Raw genomic sequence first — 21,101 nt, 5'->3', positions numbered from 1 at the left:
TAGCTGTCCTGCATATTGCGGACAAGGCACTATTAAGTCCATCTCCTGCGTGGTTTCTGCTGATAAGCGCGGAACGCAGGCGTCTGGCCTGGGGCGTTTGATCCGCCGCGGACGGCCGAAACTCGTCGGCGTTTTTCGCGGCCGGTCGGGCAGTGGATACAGAACACCACGCCATGCCATAGGAATGTGCCGCACGACCGATGTCCACACTGTACCCGGTACGCGGCGTCGGTGGGACGTTACGGATCACTCCGTGTGGGCATTATCGATCGTGACGCGAGCGCCCGGTGCCGCGGGCTGCCCACTCGATCGAGGAGGGACACTTCGATGGGTGAGAAGGTCGAGGCGGGCGGTTCCGGACTGTCCGATCGGCAGAAATACCGCAGAAAGCTGCAGCAGTGCCTGGCGGTGCTGGGGCGGCTCCTGGCGGAGGAGGGGTTCGACCGACCCAAGAATCTGATGGGTCTGGAGATCGAGCTGAATCTCGCGGGATCCGACGGGATGCCCCGGATGATGAATGCCGAGGTGCTGAAGCGTATCGCGAGCGGTGATTTCCAGACCGAACTCGGAATGTTCAACATGGAAGTGAACGTGGCTCCGCACCGGCTGGGCGGACGGGTTCTCGACCAGCTCGCCGAGGAACTCCGTACCGGCCTCGGATATGCCCACCGCAAAGCAAGCGAGGTGGACGCCGGGATCGTGATGATCGGAATTCTCCCGACCCTCACCCGGCATGACGTGGTCTCCGCGAATCTCTCCGACGTCGACCGCTACACCCTGCTCAACGAACAGATGCTGGCGGCCAGGGGCGAGGATTTCACCCTCGACATCGAGGGGGTCGAGCGGCTTACGTGCACCTCGTCGTCGATCACTCCCGAGGCCGCCTGCACCTCCGTACAGCTCCATCTCCAGGTGACACCCGACCGGTTCGCCGATGTGTGGAACGCCGCCCAGGCGATGGCATCGGTGCAGGTGGCACTCGGTGCCAATGCGCCGTTCCTGTTCGGCCGGGAGCTGTGGCGGGAGTCCAGGCCGCCGCTCTTCGAACAGGCCACCGACACCCGGCCGCCGGAGCTGAAGGCCCAGGGGGTGCGCCCCAGGACCTGGTTCGGGGAGCGCTGGATCGAATCCGCGTACGACCTCTTCGAGGAGAATCTGCGCTACTTCCCGCCGCTGCTGCCGATCTGCGACGACGAGGACCCGCTGCGGGTGCTCGACAGCGGTGGAGTGCCGGAGCTCCAGGAACTCGCGCTGCACAACGGCACGGTCTACCGCTGGAACCGGCCGGTGTACGAGGTCGCCGACGGCGTACCGCATCTGCGGGTGGAGAACCGCGTCCTGCCCGCCGGCCCCACCGTCACCGACGTGATCGCCAACACCGCCTTCTACTACGGGCTGGTGCGCGCGCTCGCCGAGGACGCCAGACCGGTCTGGACCCGGCTGCCGTTCGCCGACGCGGCGGCCAACTTCGACCTCGCCTGCCGCCATGGCATCGACGCGGAGCTGCGCTGGCCGCGCCCCGGCCGGGCCGCCGGTCTGACGACCGTGCCGGTGGTGAAGCTCGTACGCGACGAACTGCTGCCGCTCGCCGCCGCCGGTCTGGACGCGTGGCAGATCGAGCCGGCCGACCGCGACTTCTATCTCGGGGTCATCGAGGAGCGCTGCAAGCGGCGGACGAACGGAGCCGCGTGGCAGGTGGACACCTTCCACCGGGCGCTGGAGGCCGGTCTTGAGCGGGACGCCGCGCTGGCGGCCATGACCCGCCGCTACTGCGAGCTGATGCACCAGGGCGAGCCGGTGCACAGCTGGCCGCTGGGGTTCCCGGGGGCTTCCGGCGACGGGATCGGCTGAGCGACGGGATCGGCTGGGGCGACGGCACCGGCTGGGCGACGAGTTCGGCTGGGCGGCGGGACCCGCTGAGAGGCGCCGCGTACGGCCCGCCGACCCGTCGGCGGGCCGACCGGCGCCGAGCACACCCCGTCGGCGGGCCGTACGCCGCTCGGCGCGCCCCGCCCGCGGGCCCGTGTTCAGCGGCGGTCGGCCGCCGTCGCGTCGGGGCCGGTCAGCCCGGCCGCCAGCATGACGGCCCGGAGCATCACGGTCTGGATCTCCGCCGGATCGCTCACCTCGTAACCGGCGCCCCCGGCGGCCCTGGCGATCGTGTCGACCTCGTTCCGGTCGGCGTCGGGGCCCACCGCGATCGCGATCAGCGGCACCGGGCGGCGGGGGTCCACGACGGTCTTCAGCCGTTTGATCAGTTCGGCCCGTGAGATCGAGTCGTCGTCCTTGTTGGAGCCGTCGGTGAGGATGACGAGCGCGTTGAACTTCCCGCTGACGTACGTGGCCACCGCTTCCCGGTAGGCGGCTAGCGTCGTGTCGTACAGACCGGTGTCGCCGCCCGGTACGGGCTTGAGCGCGGTGAAGGCGTCCGAGAGCCGGTCCCGGTGGGTGCCGCCGTCCTTCACCGGCATGCCCAGCCGGGCCGTTCGCTCCAGCTCGCGGTAGTCCTTGGCGCCGTCCAGCCGGGTGGAGAACTCCCACAGGCCGATCTCGTCCTCGGGGGTGAACCCCGCGAGCGCCCGCAGCAGCGAGGCCTTCGTGACATCCATCCGGCTCTGGCCGTCCCGGCCGGGCACGGCCGCCGCCATGGAACCCGAGGTGTCCACGACCGTCGTCAGCCGCGCGCTCTGCACCGTCACCGTCCACAGGCCGAGCGCCCGCTGAAGGGCCTCCGAGGACGGCGGTCCCGCGTCGTTCCCGTCGTACGGCTGGGGCGAGAGGGCCCCCGCCGTACGGACCAGGGCGGGGTCCAGCGCCGTGTCCGCCACCCGGAAGCCGTGCTTCCGGAGCGTGCGGTACGCGCCCTCGTCGCCGAGCAGTGCCATGAACCGCATGGCGGCGCGGCTCTGGTCGGTGGTCAGCTCCGTCTCGTCGACGATGCTGTACGGGTAGTCGAGTACGGGCGCGCCGTCCGTGGGATAGAAGAGATGCAGCCCGGCGGAGCCGTTGCCTTCGGAGTTGTGGGCGAACGCGGCCTGCTCGGAGAGCAGCACCGCCTCATTGCGGCGGGGATTGCCCTTCTCCGCGCCCGAGTCGTCGCGCGCCAGCGTCTCCAGCACCCGGGTGTCGGTGTCGGAGACGCGCTGGGTGAGGAGTTCGGCGGTGGCGGCGGTACGGGTGTCGCCGTCCGCGCCCTCCTCCCGCGAGGACTCGGCGATGCTGCTGAGCGCGAGCAGCCCGGTGGCGCTGCGGGCGGGGTCGCCCGAGCCGAGCAGCAGCCCGTCGTCGCCGGTCGCGGTCGCGGCCAGTTCGGCCCAGGTGTAGCGCTCGCGGGGCCAGCCCAGGGCGCGCGCGGCCGTGGGTACGGTGGCCAGTGTCACCGGAGAGAGGGCGACCGTACCGGCGGGGGTCAGTGAGATGCCGTCGCCCAGCCCCTTGGCCCGCTCCACCCAGACGTCGGAGTCGGGCACCCACACCTGGTAGCCGGGTGCCCCGGAGCCGTCGGCGAGCGCGGCGGCGACCTGGTAGTTCTCGCGTGCCTCGACCCGTACGTCGAGACAGTGGCCGTCGGTGGTCACGCGGTCCTGCCGCGCGCGGTCCGCGATGGCGCGCAGCGCGGGGGCGATATCGGGGGAGGCCGCCAGGTCGAGCCGTACCGGGGCGTCCGCGCAGGAGTCCGCGAAGGAGAGGAGCCCGCTCTGCGCCGCCACCCCCGTCCCCGCCGCCACGGCCAGGACCAGCGCGGTGGCGATGGAGACGGTGCGACGGCGCGGTGAACGGGCCCTGCCCGTGCCGGTCGCCTTCGCGTCGGGCAAGCTGTGACGTCCCATGACGGTGGCGCCCCTCCTTCATGAAGGGTGTACAAGGGCTGGAAGAGTGGACGAGGACGAGCCTCGCCACGCGAACGGCGAATTGCTCCCCCGGCCTGTCGCGCGCGATCTTCGTACCTGCATTCGAGACCCTAGCGGCACCGCGTGGGGCATGAGGCGGGATTACCTAACTGGAGGCAGGTGTGCAGGCGGAGGCGGGTCTGGAGGACGGTTCCCGTCCCAGGGAGGCCATCTCACGCGGGACATTGCGGTCCGAGACCGTACTGGTACTGGCGCTCTCGCTCGGTGCGAGCGGAGTGTCGGCGCTGATCAGCTTTATCGGCTCGCTGACCAGACCTGAGGCGCTGAGCGACCAGGCGGCGAAGCTCAACACCTCGGCGGCCCCCGGCCGGCCGTGGCTCGACCTCACCTGGCAGCTCTTCGGGATCTGTACGGCGCTGGTGCCGGTCCTGCTGGTCGCGCATCTGCTGACGCGGGAGGGCAGCGGGCTGCGCGCCATCGGCTTCGACGGCCGGCGGCCCTGGCCCGACCTGGGGCGCGGCACACTGATCGCGGCCGGTATCGGGAGCACCGGGCTCGCGTTCTATCTGGCGATGCAGGAGGCGGGCTTCAATCTGACCGTGGAGCCGGAATCGCTGCCCGAGGTGTGGTGGAGGTTTCCGGTGCTGATCCTCTCCGCGGCGCAGAACTCCGTGCTGGAGGAGGTCATCGTCGTCGGCTATCTGCTGCGCAGACTCGGTCAGCTGGGGTGGACGCCGATGGCCGCGCTGGTGGCCAGCTCGGTGCTGCGCGGTTCGTACCACCTGTACCAGGGGATCGGCGGCTTCATCGGCAACATGGTGATGGGCGTCGTCTTCGTCCTGCTGTACCGGCGCTGGGGGCGGGTCGGGCCGCTGGTGGTGGCCCACACGCTGCTCGACATCGGGGCGTTCGTCGGGTACGCGCTGCTGGCCGGGAAGGTGGACTGGCTGCCCACGGTGTAGCCGCGCGGTCCGGTCGTGCGCGTTCGGGGCCGGGCTGACGAGGTGGTGAGGGATGGGGCGTACGGGCATCCCGTAGCCCCATCCCTCGTGGTCAGGGAGAGCTGAGCAGCTCGCCGTCGATGACCGTCACGGCACGACCGGTGAGCAGGGTCCGTTCGCCGCGCAGTGAGGTGTGGACGAGGCCGGTACGGGCGGAGGCCTGGAGGCCGGTCAGTTCGGTACGGCCCAGTCGCGCGGACCAGAACGGGGCGAGGGCCGTATGGGCGCTGCCGGTCACCGGGTCCTCGTCGATCCCGACAGCGGGGAAGAAGCCGCGGGAGACGAAGTCGTACCCCCGGCCCGGGTCCTCGGCGGCGGCGGTGGCGATGACGCCGCGCCGGGAGAGCGCGGCGAGCGTGGCGTGCTCGGGGGTGAGCGCGCGTACGGCCCGCTCGTCGGCCAGCTCGACCAGCAGGTCGCCGATGTGCTCCGAGGTGTCGTGGACGGCGACCGGCTCGGCGCCGAGCGCGGCCGCGAGCCCGTCCGGGACCGGTACGGGCGTCAGCGCGGACGTCGGGAAGTCGAGGGTGAGCGAGCCGTCCTCGTGCGCGACGGCACCGAGGACCCCGGAGCGGGTGGCGAAGCGCAGCGCGCCGCTCGCGCGTCCGGTGGAGCGCAGCACATGCGCGGTGGCCAGGGTGGCGTGGCCGCACAGATCCACCTCGGTGGCCGGGGTGAACCAGCGCAGCGCCCAGTCGGCGTCGCCGCCGGGCGGCAGGGGATGGGCGTAGGCGGTCTCCGAGAGGTTCACCTCGGCGGCGACCCGCTGGAGCCAGCCGTCGTCCGGGAAGTGGGCGGAGTCCAGGAGCAGCACTCCGGCGGGGTTGCCCGTGAAGGGGCGGTCGGCGAAGGCGTCGACGATTCGAATGCGCATGCCCGGAGCGTAGAAGGTGCGGAAGGACCGGCAACGGCGGGTTCCGGAAGAACCCGGGTCGCCGAAGCCGGAACCGGGTTGCCAGGGGCGGCGGAGTTCAACGCGCGCGGGACGCCGGAGGGCGCCGAGTACCACGCGGTGCCCTCCGGGCGGATCCGTTCGGATCAGGCGCTGAGCAGGAGCCAGCCCCCGAGGCCGCCGCACATGCTCGCGTTGAACGCGCCGGTACGGAAGCCGGGCGGTATGGGCACGCCGGGACAGATGTACTGGCCGGCGCGGGCCACTTGCTGGAACCAGATGCCGATGTTGCCGCAGCCGGTGCTGATGTGGCCGGTGAGCACGTAACCGGTGGGGATCGGCGAGCCCGCACAGACCCACTGCCCGTCCCGGGCAAGCTGCATGAACCAGGTGTCGATGTTGCTGTTACAGCCGTTGGCGGTGTGGAGGGTGAGGACGTAGCCGGGAGGGATCGGCGAGGTGGCACAGATCCAGATCCCGTCCTGCGCGGGCTGCATGTACCAGGCACCGGCACCGTTGCACCCGTTCGCCGCGCGGCTGGTGATCACGTAGCCCGGCGGTATGGGCGTGCCGGGGCAGACCCACCCGGGGGACGCCTCGGCGGCGGCGACCGGCGCCGCCTGGGGCGCCGCACTGGCCGTGCCGGCGGCCGTGCCGGTGAGGACGGCCGCCAGCAGCGCGACCACCCCCATCGCGGCGGTGAGCCGCTTCCGGAGCGCCACCACTAAGGAACGGCCGAGCAGATGGCGATACACGATCTTCACTTCACACCAGTCCAATCAACGGGTCGGCGAAGCGCCGCACGGCGGTCGTGTGCGGCGCCGGGCTGTGGAGCAGCAACGACCTTAGTGGGAACCGAATCGCCGGATGGGAAACTGGCTCGTCTCCGTTCAACTCGCCTGTTCCCACTGGTGTTTGACGGGCCGTTCGTCCACCTTTCGCCGCTGTCGAGCCCCTCGCCGAGACCTCACCCGCGGTGCCGTCCGATGCCGGTCACGCCCGCGACCTCGACGCCCTGCGGGACAGGCGCGCGAGCAGCTGACCCGCACCGACGGCAACGTAGAGCACGACCAGTACCCCGAGTGCGAGGTCGAGCCAGTCATAGGCCGTGCCCCTGAAGAACGCGGCCCACGCCGGGGCGCCCGCGAAGGATCCGGCGACCACCAGCAGCACCGATGTCACGGCATACAACGCCTTCGCGGCCCTGGGCCGCCGCTCCTTGAGCAGCTCACCCCCGGCGCCGAGCGCGACCACCGCGGCGAAGGCGTCGTGCGGCTCCAGGCTTCCCGTCCCGTTCGCGTCCACGATGTTGATCAAGATCCCGATCGCGCCGACGGTCAGTACACCTTGAGTTATACGGCGGCTCATCCGTCCATCCTCGCTTGCGGTCGAACCTCGGTGGCATCGCTCAATCTTCGCCTGCCACGGGAGTGCCCCGCAGACAGGGTCCCTTGCCGAGCGAACTGTTCCGATATATCGTTGACGTATCGCGACAGATCAACGATGCAAGGAGTGAGAGCGATGCGTTCACATGGACATGACCATGGACACGAGCACGGGCGCGGACACGGTCCTGGGCCCGGCAACTGCGGACCCGGTCATCCGGGGCGGGGTGACTTCGACGGGCGGCGCGGGGCCTTCGGTCCGTTCGGGCCCGGCTTCGGGGGGCCCTTCGGCGGTGGCCGCGGGCGCGGCGGCGGCAGGGGGCGGGCGCGGCGCGGTGATGTGCGCGCGTCGATCCTGGCCCTGCTGAAGGACCGGCCCATGCACGGATACGAGATGATCCAGGAGATCGGCGAGCGCAGCGGCGGGGCCTGGCGCCCCAGCCCCGGCTCGGTGTACCCGACGCTCCAGCTGCTGGAGGACGAGGGGCTGATCACCAGCAGGAGCGAGGGCGGCAAGAAGCTGTTCACGCTCACCGAGACCGGGCGCACGGAAGCCGAATCGGGGCCCGATGCCCCATGGGAAGAGGCCGGCCGGGGCATCGACTGGGACACCATGAACGAGATCCGTCAGGCCGGCTTCGGGCTGATGGAGGCGTTCGGACAGGTCTGGAAGACCGGTACGCCCGAGCAGCGCCAGAAGGCTCTGGCGGTCATCACCGAATCGCGCAAGAAGCTCTATCTGATCCTCGCCGATGAGGACTGAGCGCGCTACGGCACGTAGGAGAGGCCCCGCGGCCACCGCCTGTACCCGAGGCGCCGCGGGGCCTCTTCGTGTTCCCGCCCGCCGCGTCCCCTCGGTTCGGTGCGGAATGCGCCGCCTCTCCGCCCGGCGGTTCCCCGCCCGCCGCGTCCCCCATCCGCCGAGCGGAGGCAAGGCGGCGCGCTTCCCCGGGGGAGAAGAGGGGGCGATCTCATTCGTAAGGAGGAGGACCGGTCCAGAGGTGCCCAACTCCGGTGGGACGCGGAAATGCTCCCCGCCGGGGATGTTCCGCGGCCCCGGGACTGATGGGGTGAGAGGGTGCAAAGCCCATCTCCGGAGGTGCCGGAACAGTCCGCACCGAACCGACCCGATACCGCGTCCGCACGCGCCGATGTCGAGGCCCGGCTGACCCCGGAGCTGGCATCCGTCGTCTCGGGCGCGCGCAGAAGAGCGCTCCGCGACGGCGACCGGCAGATCGACACCGCCCATCTGCTGCACTCGCTGCTGGAGACGGACCCCGAGGTGCGGGCCGTGTTCGGCGGCGGTCCCCAGCTGGCGCGCGTGCTCGGCTATCTCGTCCAGCGGAGCATCGGCTACGGGCTGCGCTGGCAGGGAACCGTGGAGGACTCCGGAGCCGTGCCCGTCGTGCCGGACCGTCCGGTGACGGGCTGGTCGCCCCCGGCCGTCACCGCCATGGCGGGCGCGCTGGAACGCGCCGAGCGTCGTGGTGAGCCACGGGCCGGCGGGCTCGATCTGCTCGCCGCGCTCTCCGCCGACCGCGAGTGCCGCGCGGTCGACGTCCTCGAACGGGCCGGGGTGGACGCGCGGTCGCTGTCCGGGCGGCTGTCCGGTACGTCACGGTCGGTCTGACCACGGGCGATTCGGCCCGCCGCGCCATGCCGTCCCGGCGGACATCAACCGTCTCGACAGGTGTCATCAAGGTGACGCTCCTGACGTCGGCTGTCATGATGACGTCATGCGCATGTCTCAGGGGAGGAGCGTCGGCCTGGGCCTTGCCCTGGCGTCGGCGTTCGCGTTCGGCGGTTCGGGCGTGGCGGCCAAGCCGCTGATAGAAGCGGGGCTCGACCCGCTCCATGTCGTGTGGCTACGGGTCACCGGCGCCGCCCTGGTCATGCTTCCGGTGGCCTGGCGCCACCGGGCGCTGGTACGGCAGCGGCCCGCACTGCTCGCCGGATTCGGACTGCTGGCCGTGGCGGGCGTACAGGCCTGCTACTTCGCCGCGATCTCCCGTATCCCCGTCGGAGTCGCGCTGCTCATCGAGTATCTGGCCCCCGCGCTCGTCCTCCTCTGGGTCCGCTTCGTCCAGCGGCGGCCCGTGACCCGCGCCGCCGCGGTCGGGGTCGTGCTCGCGGTGGGCGGGCTCGCCTGTGTCGTCGAGGTCTGGGCCGGGCTGGGTTTCGACCCGGTGGGGGTGCTCCTCGCGCTCGCCGCCGCCTGCTGCCAGGTCGGCTACTTCGTCCTCTCCGACCAGGGCGCCGACGGGGAGAACGCGGCCGATCCGCTGGGCGTGATCGCGTACGGACTGCTCGTCGGGGCCGTCGTGCTGACGGTGATCGCCCGGCCCTGGGGAATGGACTGGTCGCTGCTCGGCGGGAGCGCGGACATGGGCGGATCGAGCGTGGCCGCGGCCCTGCTGCTCGGCTGGATCGTGCTGATCGCGACCGTGCTCGCGTATGTGACCGGAGTGATCTCCGTACGCCGGCTCTCGCCGCAGGTGGCGGGCGTCGTCGCCTGCCTGGAGGCGGTCGTCGCGACCGTACTGGCCTGGGTGCTGCTGCGGGAGCATCTCTCCGCACCGCAGATCATCGGCGGCGTCGTGGTGCTGATCGGCGCGTTCATCGCCCAGTCCTCGACGCCGAAGGCGCCTTCCGGGCCGCTGGCGAGCGGTACGGGGACGGGCGACCCGGCGCGGTTGTCCACCGGACACACCACGACGTAGGGTGCCGATCATGCGCTTGACCGTCCTTCCGCCTCCCGCGTCGTAACGCGGGCGGCCATCCGCTGACGAAGACCGGGCTCGGACAGGAGACGCCGTATCGGCGGCCTGTCCCGAGCGGTTCGTCGCTGCCCGCGTGTCGGAGCTGAGCGACCCACACCATCCCGCTCTTCACACGGAGACGTCACGTGTCCTCTTCTGTTTCCTCCGCTCCTGCCGGCCTGCCCGTCGGACGGAGTCTGTTCTTCCTGATCGTCGCCGGGGTCGCCTGGGGGACCGCGGGCGCCGCCGCCTCGCTGGTCTACCGGGTCAGCGACCTCGGCCCTCTCGCGCTCTCCTTCTGGCGCTGCCTGGGCGGTCTCGTCCTGCTGCTCGGCGCGCTCGCGCTGCGGCGGCGCCGGGAGCACGCGCCCGTGGAACCGCGCCGGCGGCGGCTGCTCCGGATCCTCGGTACCGGCATCGGCCTCACCGTCTTCCAGAGCGCCTACTTCGCCGCCGTGGAAGCGACCGGTCTCGCGGTCGGCACGGTCGTCACCCTCGGCGCCGGTCCCGTCCTCATCGCGCTCGGCGCCCGCGTCACCATGGGCGAGCGGCTCGGCGCCGGCGGTCTGGTCGCCGTGACGGGCGCGCTCGCCGGGCTCGGGGTGCTGGTGCTCGGCGGCGAGGGCGGCTCCGTACGCCCGGCCGGCGTGGCGCTCGCGGTCCTGTCCGCCGCCGGGTACGCGGCGATCACCCTGCTCACCCGGTGGCTGGGGCGCGAGAGCGGCGGTGGCGACTCGCTGGCCACCACCGCCTGGGCGTTCGCCGTCGGCGCCGTCCTGCTGCTGCCGATCGCCTGGGGCGAGGGACTGCTGCCGCACACCGTGGAACCGGCCCGGGTGGTCTGGCTCCTGGTGTACGTCGCGGCCGTGCCGACCGCGCTCGCCTACGCCCTCTACTTCGCCGGGGCCGCGGTGGTGCGGGCCGCGACCGTCTCGGTGATCATGCTGCTCGAACCGGTGAGCGCGGCGGTGATCGCGGTCGCCCTGCTCGGTGAGCGGCTGACCGCCGCGACCCTGCTGGGTACGGTCCTGCTGCTCACGGCGGTGACCGGTCTCGCGGTGGCCGAGGCCCGGCTCGCCGCGGTACGCCGCCGGGCGGCGGCGGTCGTCTGACACCGCCGCCCGCACTCCGCGTGGTGCCGTCCGCGATCTCGTCCGCCTGTCGTCTCAGAGCACGGAGAGATAGTCCGGCAGGGCGATGGCCGGGTCGAGATCGTCGGACGGGACGGGCGCGCCGTACCCGCGCGCGAGCGGCACCACCCCGGCCCAGTGGGGCAGTGTCATGTCCTCGGGATCGTCGTTGGGGCCGCCGGTACGGACCTTGGCGGAGACCTCGTCGAGATCGAGCCGGATCACGGCGGTCGCGGCCAGCTCACGGGCGTTGGCCGGGCGTGAGTCGTGGGAGCGGCCCGGTACGACATGGTCGACGATCGCGTCGAGCGCGGTGCGCCGTTCCTCGGGGTCGGTCACCTGGCGGGCGACGCCGTGGACCACGACGGAGCGGTAGTTGATCGAGTGGTGAAAGGCGGAGCGCGCCAGCACCAGACCGTCGACATGGGTCACGGTCAGGCAGACGGCGAGGCCGGGGCCGGCCCCGGCCCCGTCGTCCGCGCGCTCCGTACCGCCACCGGCCGCCGTCATGCGCAGCGGACGCGAACCGGTCGAGCCATGCACGTACAGCCGTTCGTCCACCCGGGCGTAGAGCGTCGGCAGGACGACCGGAGCGCCGTCGCGGACGAAACCGAGGTGGCAGACATACGCCTCGTCGAGTATCCCGTGCACCAGCTCGCGGTCGTAGGCCGCCCGCTCCCGGGACCGGGTGGGGACGGTGCGTGGCGTGGGCTGGTAGGCGGCGGTGCTCTCCGGCATTGCGTTCTCCATTGCACTAGTGCATAATCCTTTTTGTGCTAGGAGAGTATCGGATTTCAGGTCGGCGCGCGGCGGAAATCTCCGCCGACGTGGAGCGCGCGGTGGGTTCCGGAGAGCTGGCCCCCGGCCAACTCCTCCCGCCGATGCGGGAGTTGGCGACGGATCTCGGCGTCAACCCGAACACGGTCGCCGCCGCCTACCGGAGCCTGCGGGACCGTGGGGTGATCGAGACGGCGGGGCGCCGGGGGAGCAGGGTGCGTGCCCGCCCCGCCAGTACGGCGCGCGGCTCGATCCGGGTCGACGCGCCCCCCGGCGTACGCGATGTGTCGGAGGGCAACCCCGATCCGGCGCTGCTGCCCCCGCTGCGCGACGCCCTCGCCGCCGCCGCGCTGCACCACGCGGAGCATCCGGGGCTCTACGGACAGGCGCCCGTCGACCCTGAGCTCGCGCGGCTCGCCCGCGCGGGGTTCGACGCCGACGGGGTGCCGGCCGGACCGCTCGCCGTCACCTCCGGAGCGCTGGACGCGATCGAACGCGTACTGGCGGCCCATCTGCGCCCGGGTGACGCGGTCGCCGTCGAGGACCCGGGCTGGGGCGGGCTGCTGGATCTGGTGCCCGCGCTCGGGCTGCGGCCCGAACCGATGGGCGTCGACGACGAGGGCCCGCTCCCCGCCGGGCTCGCGCGGGCGCTGCGGGCCGGTGTCCGCGCGGTCATCGTCACCGACCGCGCGCAGAACCCCACCGGCGCGTCGGTGGGGGCGGCCCGCGCCAGGGAACTGCGCGCCCTGCTCGCCGACCGTCCCGAGGTGCTGCTCATCGAGGACGACCACGGCCACGGCATGGTCGATCTGCCGCTGCACCCGCTCGCCGGGACCACGGACAGCTGGGTGTTCGTACGCTCCACGGCGAAGGCGTACGGACCGGACCTGCGGATCGCGGTGCTCACCGGGGACGCGCTGACCGTGGACCGGGTGACGGGGCGTCAGCGGCTCGGCCCCGGCTGGGTCAGCCGGCTGCTCCAGCGGGCCGTCGTGGAGCTGTGGTCCTCGGGCGCCGTGGACGTGCCGGCCGTGGCACGGTCGTACGGCGAGCGACGCGACGCGCTCGTACGGGCCCTGGCGGAGCGGGGCGTCGAGGCGTACGGACGCAGCGGCATGAATGTCTGGGTGCCGGTGGCCGACGAGACCGGGGCGGTGGCGCGGCTGCTGCACGCGGGCTGGGCGGTCGCGCCGGGCGCGCGCTTCCGTATGGCCACGCCGCCCGGCGTACGGCTGACGGTGTCGGAGCTGACCGGCGACGACATCGGGCCGGTCGCCGACGCGGTGGCATCGGCGGCCGGCCCGGCGCCCGCGCGCAGCTACGGCTGAGGGGCAGGCCGCTTCCTGTTCCTGGGCCTGCTCTGGGTGAGCGCGGCCCCGGCCAGGACGATCAGCGCGCCGACGGGGGTGTTCCAGCTCAGCTGTTCGCCGAGCAGGGTGACACCGGCCGCCGTGGCGATGACCGGGATGAAGTACGTGACCATCTGGCCCGTCGTCGGGCCCACTTCGGCGACCACTCCGTACTGGAGCAGGATCGCCAGACCGGTGCCCAGCGCGCCGAGCACGAGCACGGCGAGCAGCGGACCCGCCGGGAACGAGGTCGGCATGGTGGTGAACAGCGGTGTCACAAGGGCGAGTTGCAGCGTGGCGAGGAACAGCTGGGCGCCGGTCAGGGAGAGATGGGAGCTGCTGTCGCCCGCCAGGGTGCGGCGTACGTAGATCCAGCCGACCGGATAGCTGAGCGAGGCGAGCAGCGCCATCGCCGTACCCGTGACATCCAGACCGGAGAAGCCCTGCCAGGCGCCCAGCACGGTCAGCACGCCGAGGAATCCGAGGCCGAGTCCGGCGACCCGGCGCCGGGTGGGCCGGTCCTCGGAGAGCGCGACCAGCGACAGGGCCATGCCCCAGAGCGGCGACGTGGCGTTGCAGATGCCCGCGAGTGTCGAGGGAATCGTCAGCTCGGAGTAGGCGAACAGCGAGAACGGCAACGCGTTGAGGAAGAACGCCGCGACGGCGAGATGCCCCCAGGTGCGGAGCCCGCGCGGCAGGCGGTCCCGCTTCACCGCCATCGCCACGGCCAGTACCGCCGTGCCGAAGAACAGCCGGCCGAAGGTGACCTGGAACGGGGCGAAGCCATGCGTGCCCACCTTGATGAGCAGAAAGCTGAATCCCCAGATGAGCGCGAGCACCGCGAACCGGATCCGCCAGTCCACGGCGGGGAAGGTGCGGCGGGCGCCCGGAAGCGCCGGGCCGACGGCCGCGGGCGTGGCCGGAATCGAGGCGGACGGGGAGGCGGGGTCCGGCCCGGGACGGGGCGGGGTGGCGGTGCTCATACGGACAAGCCTGGCGTGGACCATCTCGTAGAACAAGCGAGATTATGTCCACCATTCTGATTAGTATTGCTTACATGTTGAATCTGGAGCGCCTGCGCACGCTGGATGCCCTGGCCCGCCATGGCTCGGTGAGCGGCGCCGCCGAGGGACTGCACGTCACCACCTCCGCCGTCTCCCAGCAGATGGCCAAACTGGAGCGTGAGGTGGGCCAGCAGCTGCTGGCCAGGAACGGGCGCGGCGTACGGCTCACCGACGCCGGGCGGCTGCTCGCCGACCACGCCGCGCGGATCCTCTCCCAGGTCGAGGTCGCCCAGTCGGACATCGAGGCGCAGCGCGGCCGGGTGGTCGGGGAAGTACGGATCTCGGCCTTCCCGACGGCCGCACGCGGGCTCTTCCCGCTGGCGATCCGCGCGCTGCGCGAGAGCCATCCGGAGCTGCGGGTCCGGTCGCGCGAGCTGGAGCCGGAGGCCGGGATCCGCGGGGTCATCAGGGGGGATCTCGATCTCGCCGTGGTGCTGGACTGGAGCAACAAACGGCTGCCGGTGCCGGGCGGTCTGGCGACGGCGCGGCTGCTCGACGACGTCCCCGATGTGGCCATGCCCGCGGACCATCCGCTCGCGGACCGGTCGGAAGTGGACCTGGAGGAGTTCGCGGACGACCCCTGGGTCTCCTGGCCGGAAGGCGAATTCTGCTACGAGTGGCTGATGTTCACGCTGCGCTCGAAGGGGTTCGAGCCGCGGATCGCGCATCTCGCGGGGGAGTACCACACGCAGCTCGCGCTGATCGCGGCGGGACTCGGGGTCTGTGTCGCGCCCCGGCTGGGACGCGGCGCCGTGCCGGAGGGCGTGGCGGTCGTGCCCGTACGGCAGCGGATGCGCCGGCACGTCTACGCCGTCTGGCGGACGGACGCGGACCGCCGTCCGTCGATCCGGGCCGCCGTCGAGGCGCTGCGGGAAGCGGCCGGGGCCGCGAACCAGGTGGTCGGCGGCTGACCGTGCCCGGAGCGGGCGGAATGGGCGGGGCGGGGAGGGACGGGACGGCCGGGGGCTTCACCTTCTGCCGACGAAAAATGAAACCCCCGGCCGCCGGTCATGGGCGCGGGCGCCGGGACTACGGACGCCGGGGGCATCCGGGCCACGGGCGTCCGGGCTACGGGTGTCCGGGCTACGGGTGTCCGGGCCACGGACATCCGGGGTGCGGATGTCCGTACACGCGTCAGGTCACGCGAGCGTGATCGAGTCCCCGGTGACCTTGATCGGTGTCGCCGGCAGCGGCTGCGTCGCGGGTCCGGCCTTCACACTGCCGTCCGCCGCGCTGAACTGGCTGCCGTGACACGGGCAGTGGATGATCCCGTCGGAGATGTCCTTCACGGCGCAGCCCGCGTGGGTGCACTTGGAGGAGAACGCCTTGAACTCGCCCGCCGTGGGCTGGGTGACCACCACGCCCTGGTCGGCGAAGACCATCCCGCCGCCCTCCGGGATCTCGCTGGTCTTCGCGAGAGCGTCGGCCTGGCCCGCGCCGCTGCCCGCGCTGTCGTCGGGTGCGGTGGTCTTCCCGGCGGCCGACCCCGACTCCGACCCCGCCCCCGACTCGGCCGGTGTGTCCGAGCCGCCGCACGCGACCAGCGCCGCCGCCAGCCCCGTCGCGCCCGCCGCCGCGACCACGGTCCGGCGTGTGACGATCCGTGCGGTCCCCTGCGTTCCGGTCATACCGAGCTCCGTTCCCTGATGGGCTCCGCGTCGGCCGGTCGGCCGCTCAGCGATAGGTACGGCTATACCCGCCGCGATGTTCAGATGCCGAGAGACTTCCTGAGAAAGCCCAGTTCGTGACGGAGAAGAGTGTCCGCCTGCCCCACCCGGGTGACGAGATGGCCGGCCCCCGGCAACGGCAGTACGGTGTGCGGCCGGCCCGCGGCGAGCAGCGCGGCGGAGAGCCGCAGCGTATGGGCGGGGAACACATTGTCGTCGGCGAGCCCGTGGACGAGCATCAGCGGCCGGGTCAGCTTGTCCGCGTACGGGATCAGCGAACAGCGGTCGTAGTTCTCCGGCTGGATGTCCGGATGGCCGAGATAACGCTCCTCCCAGTACGTGTCGTACAGCCGCCGGTCGCTCACCGCCGCCCCCGCGACCGCCGCGTGGAACACCCCGGGACGGTGCAGTACGGCGGCCGCCGCCAGGTAACCGCTGAACGACCAGCCGCGGATCCCCACCCGCCCCAGGTCCAGGGCGTCGTACCGCTCGGCCGCCGCGTGCAGCGCGTCGACCTGGTCGGTCAGGACGGGCGTCAGCCGGTCCCCGAGGATGGCCCGCTGCCATGCCACGCCGCGCCCGGGGGTACCGCGCCCGTCGGTGGCCAGGACGGCGAACCCGTGCTCCGCGAACCACTGGCACACGGCGGTGTACCAGCCGCCCCCCTTCGTCACCACCTGCATACCGGGGCCCGCGTACGGGCTGAGCAGTACGGGCAGCTTGCCCGCGTCCGGTGTGTACCAGGACGGAAGATGCAGCCGGCTGCGCAACTCCCGCTCGCCGAGGGCGAGATGGACCGGCCTGGGGGTGACTGCCGGTTGCTCGGCGAGGACCGCGATCCGGCCCGAAGGGGTGCCCGCGCGCACCACCGTGACCGTGTGCCCGTCCGGGGTCCTGCTGTCGAGCACGACCGTGTCGCCGCCCGCCGAGGCGTTGTGCACCCCCGGTTCGTCCGTCAGCCTGGCGAAGCCGGTGTCCGGGGCGTACGACCAGACGTGGGTCTCCGTCGGCTCCTCGCTCGCGGTGAAGAAGACCCGTTCGCCCACGGCGCCGAGCACCGCGCGGACCTGGAGTCCGTCCGGAGCGAGGGCGTCACCGATCCGCAGGGAACGGGCGTCGCCGCGTACACACGGCAGGACCGCCGTCCCCGACGCGGTGTGCAGCGGAGCGCCCGGCAGCCACTCCACCCAGTGCGCGTCTGTCTGCCGGAAGAGCCGCTCGACCTCGCCGTCGGCCGGGTCGACGCGCAGGACCCACAGGGTGCGCTGGTCGCGGGTCTGGAGGCCGACCACGGGACCGGCGCTCTCCCAGCCGGCGCCGACGACGTACTCGAAGGCCGGGTCCCGCCAGACACCCGCCGGAGCTTCGTCCTCGGGGGCGCGCTCCGGCAGCCGTACGGGCGTGTGCCGGCCGTCGAGCGTGACAACGCGCAGCGATGTCCGCGCGTTGGCGGTGCCCGCCGCCGGATACGGCACCGAGCGCGGCGCCCGCGCGGGATCGGACGGATCGCCGATGTACCAGCGGCGCACCGTCGACGTGTCGACCCGGGCCACCAGCAGGGCGTTCCCGTCAGGCGACCACCAGTAGCCGCGCGTTCTGCCGATGGACTCCGCCGCGGTGTGATCGGCCAGCCCATAGGTCACGTCGGGGGTTTCGGGTGCGGCGAGCGGCCGGTCGTCCGTGCCGTCGGACCGTATGACACGCAGCGCCCCGCCGCTGACGTAGGCGATACGCGTGCCGTCGGGCGAGGGGCGCGGATCGACGACCGGGCCCTCGGTGCGGATCCGCCACGGAGCGCCGCCGTCCGTCCGTACGAGCCAGAGTGCGCCGCCCAGCGCGTACGCCACGACGCGCGCCTCCCGGTCGGTGGCGTACCCCACCACGCCCACCGCGGTCTCACGGGCCCGTTCGCGCCGTATCCGTTCCGCGTCGGAGACGGGCACGCCGCCGGCGGCGGCCGAGGGGCCGGCGAGAATCCGCTCCTCGCCGTTCTCGTACAGCCACAGCGGGCTGCGCGGATCCACGCCGGACAGGGACCGTACGAACAGGACGCGCTCGCCGTCCGGTGACACGGTGAACTGCCGGGGGACACCCAGCGAGAAGCGACGGGTACGGGCGAATCGCAGCGGAAAGTCGGTGGTGTTCATGGTCTCCGGATATCTGTCGCGGGCACGCCGGGGGAACCCCTCTCAGCGTTCAGGGATCTCGATGAGGCGGGGGCCGGTGGCCGCCTCGCTCTCCCTGAGATATCCGGTGAGGTCCGCAAGGGTCTCGGCGCGGTGGATGTCCCGGTGCGGAACGTCCCCATGATCCGCCAACGATGATCATTTGAAGACACCGCCCAGGAGGGGATGTCGTCCGGGAGGCCGGTCAGGAACGGCAGTTTGTTCGAGCCGGGGTTTCCGAAGACGGCCTTGACGCCGTGGTGGCGCAGGATTCCGGAGTAGGCGTCGCTGACGGTTGTCCTGGTGCTGTCCCTTACGTAGCGCGACCGGGTTGTCACGCTCATGCCAGGGTGGGCGGATCGAGGGGGGACTGGGGCACAACGTGATGCGCTGAACGGTCGAATGGGCGAGTGCCCTGTCAGGGGCCCGGCTCCGCACTAGAACGTGTCCTGGCCGACGGGGGCGCGTCGGATCACGATCTCCTCGCCCTCGGTGGTGCGCACCGCGACCGCGTGCAGTCCCGGTTCGCCGGGCACGAAGCGCAGTGGCAGCCGGTCGAAGGTCTCCGCGCCGATGTGTTCGCGGAACAGCTTCCGGTCGCCGGCCACCTCCAGCCAGGCCACTCCGGCCGCGGTCCGGTCGCCGGTCACCTCGCGGCGGGCGGGATTCTTTGCCGGATCGTCCCGGTAGTACCAGTTCGGCAGGCCCTCCTTGCGGGCCTGTGACGCCACTTCTCCGGCCGGCGCGCTGGTGATCACGCGTTGGGTGCCGTCGGGTTCCGTACGTCCCGGGATCACCTGGACCCGGCTGCCCAGCCGCGAAGCGACCTGCTCCAACTCCTCGCGGGTGTCCGCGCGCAGGCACCAGAACATCCAGCGCTCCGTCCCGTCGCCGGTGGCACGCTGAAACCACGCTGCCGGGCCGCCGGTCGCCCCCGTGGCGCTCTCCACCTCCAGGTAGACGTTCCCGCCCAGTGGAAAGATCCAGTTGCGCAGACCGCCGGGGAACACGCCACCCTCGTAGCCGCCCAGCCCGGTCTGTTCGGCCAGCCTGCGCACGCCGTCGTCGAAATCCGGTACCCCGAGCGCCATGTGGTCCAGGTGAAACACCGCTGTGGCACCTCCAGTTCAGGTGAACGCGTCGTTCGAGCCTAACCATCTCCGGTGGTGGTGCGGGTGAGATCTCGCCGCGGCAGTGCTGTGCTGTCCGAGGACGGGGTTCAGGCGTCCGGGGCGTCGAGGTGGGCGAGGGCGGTGATGACGCGGTCGGCGATGTCCGGCGGCCAGGAGAAGGAGGGGCTCACGGCACGCTGGTGTGCGAGTCCGTGCAGTCCCAGCCATAGCGCGACGGCGTCGCTGGACGGGTCGGTGCTGGTGGACCGTCCGGCGGTGACGCAGTCGCCGAGGGCGCCGACGAGGATCCGCATGGTTTCGTCGCCGAGTGTGGCCAGGTCTTCCTTGGTCAGGGAACTGCTGTCCAGGTCCGGCATCCAGAGGCCGCCGAACATCGTGCGGTACCGCTCGGGATGAATCCGGGCGAAATCCAGATAGGCGTCGCAGACGGCGTACAGCCGTCGCCGTGGGTCGTCCCCGGCGTTCTCCACCGAGGAGCGCAGGCTGTCCCGCAGGTCGGCGAACTCCCGCTGGACGACGGCGAGCATGATGGCCGGCGGGTCGGGGAAGTGCCGGTAGATCGACGGGGCGGCGATTCCGACCCGGCGGGCGACCGACCGCAGTGTGACGGCGCGTTCGTCGCCCTCTTCGTCGAGGAGTTCCACCGCGGCGGCGATGATGTCCTCGCGCAGGCGTCCGCCCTCGCCGCGAGGGTTACGCGCGCGGGCCCGTTTCGGTGTGGCCGAGGCCGCTGTTCCGCTGTTGTCCATGCTGTCACCTTACGCCGTGAAGGTTATTCCCGTATCCCTCTTGCGGGCCGATCCTCACGACCGTAGAGTTACGGCCGTAAGGGAACGCGTGAATCGTTAAGGGGTACGTGATGACCAGCATGGTTACCGTCCGCGCCACCGAAATCGTCCTGCCCGGCGCGACCGAGCCGGACGGTCTTGAGGTCCGGACCCGTGATCTTCCGGACCCGGCCGCGGGCCAGGTTGTGCTGCGGATGGAGGCGACCGGAGTCGCGTTCGCCGAGCAGCAGATGCGCCGCGGCAAGTACTACGACCAGCCCCCGTTCCCCTTCGTGCCCGGCTACGACGTGGTGGGCACGGTCACGGCCACGGGCCCCGGCGTCGACGCGTCGCTCACCGGGCGCCGGTTCGCCGCCGTCACCAAGACCGGCGCGTGGGCCGGCCACCTGCTGATCGACGCCGCGGAGCTGATGCCCGTACCCGACGGTGTGGACGCGGCCGCCGCGGAGACCGTCCTCGTCAACGGGATCACCGCCTGGCAGATGCTGCACCGGATCGCCAAGGTCCGTTCCGGCGCGATCATCGTCGTGCTCGGCGCCAACGGCGGCGTCGGCTCCACCCTCGTGCAACTGGCCCGGCACGCGGGCACCTCGGTGATCGGTACGGCATCCCCACGCCACCACGCCACCGTGCGTGAGCTGGGCGCCAGCCCGGTCGACTACCGCGACCCGGACATGTACGCGCGGATCCGGGAGATCGCCCCGAACGGTGTGGACGCCGTGTTCGATCACGTCGGCGGCGCCGGTCTGGAGCAGTCGTGGCGACTGCTGCGCCATGGCGGAACGCTGGTCTCGTACGGCACCGCGGCCACGAAGGACGAGGAAGGCGACTCGCGGCTGCCGGTGCTGAAGCTGTTCGCACGGCTCGCGGCGTGGAACTCCCTGCCGAACGGCAGGAGCGCGCACTTCTACAACTACTGGGCGGGCAAGCGCTGCCGGGAGTCCTGGCAGCGCCGGCTGAACGAGGACCTCGCCCACGTGCTGCGGCTGGTGGCCGAAGGCTCCCTGGTCCCGCGGATCGCCGCGGAGATTCCGCTGGCCGACGCCGCCTCCGCGCTCGCACTCGCCGAGTCCCGCACAGTACTCGGCAAGGTCGTCATCGTCCCCGGAACGTGACGCCACGCCCACGCCGCCGGGCCAC

19 protein-coding genes are annotated in these 21,101 nt (G+C 71.9%); 9 read left to right on the top strand and 10 right to left on the bottom strand.

Features of this window, described 5'->3' with window-relative positions:
* The first annotated feature begins 327 nt into the window (after window positions 1-327).
* Window positions 328-1,851 (top strand): glutamate-cysteine ligase family protein, encoded by a 1,524-nt coding sequence (locus ACZ7LS_RS35225; protein WP_382530152.1) that lies wholly within the window; start codon window positions 328-330, stop codon window positions 1,849-1,851.
* A gap of 176 nt (window positions 1,852-2,027) precedes the next feature.
* On the opposite strand, the gene ACZ7LS_RS35220 is transcribed toward ACZ7LS_RS35225, so the two are convergent.
* The gene (locus ACZ7LS_RS35220) at window positions 2,028-3,830 is read right to left on the bottom strand and encodes a substrate-binding domain-containing protein (RefSeq protein ID WP_385131390.1); all 1,803 of its coding nucleotides are present in this window, start codon (window positions 3,828-3,830) and stop codon (window positions 2,028-2,030) included.
* 182 nt (window positions 3,831-4,012) lie between these two features.
* Here ACZ7LS_RS35220 and ACZ7LS_RS35215 point away from each other — a divergent pair, with 182 nt between their 5' ends.
* Window positions 4,013-4,813, top strand: coding sequence for a CPBP family intramembrane glutamic endopeptidase (locus ACZ7LS_RS35215; protein ID WP_385131387.1), 801 nt, complete (start codon window positions 4,013-4,015; stop codon window positions 4,811-4,813).
* Window positions 4,814-4,904: 91 nt separating this feature from the next.
* Here ACZ7LS_RS35215 and ACZ7LS_RS35210 read toward each other — a convergent pair whose 3' ends face one another.
* From ACZ7LS_RS35210 to ACZ7LS_RS35200, 3 genes are all read right to left on the bottom strand, one after another.
* Complete coding sequence (locus ACZ7LS_RS35210) at window positions 4,905-5,726, bottom strand: PhzF family phenazine biosynthesis protein (protein ID WP_385131384.1); 822 nt, start codon at window positions 5,724-5,726, stop codon at window positions 4,905-4,907.
* Window positions 5,727-5,890: 164 nt separating this feature from the next.
* Window positions 5,891-6,508 (bottom strand): hypothetical protein, encoded by a 618-nt coding sequence (locus ACZ7LS_RS35205; RefSeq protein ID WP_382530160.1) that lies wholly within the window; start codon window positions 6,506-6,508, stop codon window positions 5,891-5,893.
* Between the two features lie 229 nt (window positions 6,509-6,737).
* Window positions 6,738-7,112 (bottom strand): hypothetical protein, encoded by a 375-nt coding sequence (locus ACZ7LS_RS35200; protein WP_385131380.1) that lies wholly within the window; start codon window positions 7,110-7,112, stop codon window positions 6,738-6,740.
* Between the two features lie 153 nt (window positions 7,113-7,265).
* On the opposite strand from ACZ7LS_RS35200, the gene ACZ7LS_RS35195 reads away from it, so the two are divergent.
* From ACZ7LS_RS35195 to ACZ7LS_RS35180, 4 genes are all read left to right on the top strand, one after another.
* Entirely contained in the window at window positions 7,266-7,892 is a 627-nt protein-coding gene (locus ACZ7LS_RS35195) for a PadR family transcriptional regulator (RefSeq protein WP_382530163.1), read from the top strand.
* Window positions 7,893-8,228: 336 nt separating this feature from the next.
* Entirely contained in the window at window positions 8,229-8,759 is a 531-nt protein-coding gene (locus ACZ7LS_RS35190) for a Clp protease N-terminal domain-containing protein (RefSeq protein WP_382675743.1), read from the top strand.
* A gap of 106 nt (window positions 8,760-8,865) precedes the next feature.
* Window positions 8,866-9,849, top strand: coding sequence for an EamA family transporter (locus ACZ7LS_RS35185; RefSeq protein WP_385131376.1), 984 nt, complete (start codon window positions 8,866-8,868; stop codon window positions 9,847-9,849).
* Window positions 9,850-10,034: 185 nt separating this feature from the next.
* Complete coding sequence (locus ACZ7LS_RS35180) at window positions 10,035-11,000, top strand: DMT family transporter (RefSeq protein ID WP_385131373.1); 966 nt, start codon at window positions 10,035-10,037, stop codon at window positions 10,998-11,000.
* A gap of 54 nt (window positions 11,001-11,054) precedes the next feature.
* Here ACZ7LS_RS35180 and ACZ7LS_RS35175 read toward each other — a convergent pair whose 3' ends face one another.
* A complete protein-coding gene (locus ACZ7LS_RS35175) occupies window positions 11,055-11,756 on the bottom strand; it encodes a pyridoxamine 5'-phosphate oxidase family protein (protein ID WP_385131370.1) in 702 nt (233 codons plus the stop codon).
* Window positions 11,757-11,791: 35 nt separating this feature from the next.
* On the opposite strand from ACZ7LS_RS35175, the gene ACZ7LS_RS35170 reads away from it, so the two are divergent.
* The gene (locus tag ACZ7LS_RS35170; protein ID WP_382530169.1) at window positions 11,792-13,123 is read left to right on the top strand and encodes an aminotransferase class I/II-fold pyridoxal phosphate-dependent enzyme; all 1,332 of its coding nucleotides are present in this window, start codon (window positions 11,792-11,794) and stop codon (window positions 13,121-13,123) included.
* On the opposite strand, the gene ACZ7LS_RS35165 is transcribed toward ACZ7LS_RS35170, so the two are convergent.
* Window positions 13,114-14,127 (bottom strand): DMT family transporter, encoded by a 1,014-nt coding sequence (locus tag ACZ7LS_RS35165; RefSeq protein WP_385131367.1) that lies wholly within the window; start codon window positions 14,125-14,127, stop codon window positions 13,114-13,116. The genes ACZ7LS_RS35170 and ACZ7LS_RS35165 overlap by 10 nt on opposite strands.
* A gap of 74 nt (window positions 14,128-14,201) precedes the next feature.
* Between ACZ7LS_RS35165 and ACZ7LS_RS35160 the strand changes: the two genes are divergently transcribed.
* A complete protein-coding gene (locus tag ACZ7LS_RS35160; RefSeq protein WP_382875094.1) occupies window positions 14,202-15,119 on the top strand; it encodes a LysR family transcriptional regulator in 918 nt (305 codons plus the stop codon).
* Between the two features lie 228 nt (window positions 15,120-15,347).
* On the opposite strand, the gene ACZ7LS_RS35155 is transcribed toward ACZ7LS_RS35160, so the two are convergent.
* The 4 genes from ACZ7LS_RS35155 to ACZ7LS_RS35140 all read right to left on the bottom strand — a co-directional run bounded on the left by ACZ7LS_RS35155 (window position 15,348) and on the right by ACZ7LS_RS35140 (window position 19,922).
* Window positions 15,348-15,836 carry a Rieske (2Fe-2S) protein gene (locus tag ACZ7LS_RS35155; protein WP_382530174.1) on the bottom strand — a complete coding sequence of 163 codons (489 nt, stop codon included), beginning with the start codon at window positions 15,834-15,836 and terminating at the stop codon, window positions 15,348-15,350.
* A gap of 80 nt (window positions 15,837-15,916) precedes the next feature.
* Window positions 15,917-18,022, bottom strand: a complete 2,106-nt coding sequence (locus ACZ7LS_RS35150; protein WP_385131363.1) for a S9 family peptidase — start codon at window positions 18,020-18,022, stop codon at window positions 15,917-15,919.
* Between the two features lie 455 nt (window positions 18,023-18,477).
* Window positions 18,478-19,131, bottom strand: a complete 654-nt coding sequence (locus tag ACZ7LS_RS35145; protein ID WP_385131361.1) for a VOC family protein — start codon at window positions 19,129-19,131, stop codon at window positions 18,478-18,480.
* Window positions 19,132-19,259: 128 nt separating this feature from the next.
* Window positions 19,260-19,922, bottom strand: a complete 663-nt coding sequence (locus tag ACZ7LS_RS35140) for a TetR/AcrR family transcriptional regulator (RefSeq protein ID WP_382675716.1) — start codon at window positions 19,920-19,922, stop codon at window positions 19,260-19,262.
* Window positions 19,923-20,032: 110 nt separating this feature from the next.
* On the opposite strand from ACZ7LS_RS35140, the gene ACZ7LS_RS35135 reads away from it, so the two are divergent.
* Window positions 20,033-21,076, top strand: coding sequence for a medium chain dehydrogenase/reductase family protein (locus tag ACZ7LS_RS35135; RefSeq protein ID WP_385131357.1), 1,044 nt, complete (start codon window positions 20,033-20,035; stop codon window positions 21,074-21,076).
* The last annotated feature ends 25 nt before the right edge of the window (window positions 21,077-21,101 follow it).

Source organism: Streptomyces sp. NPDC039430 (assembly GCF_055639435.1).
This window is presented reverse-complemented; position numbering and strand designations above follow the sequence as displayed.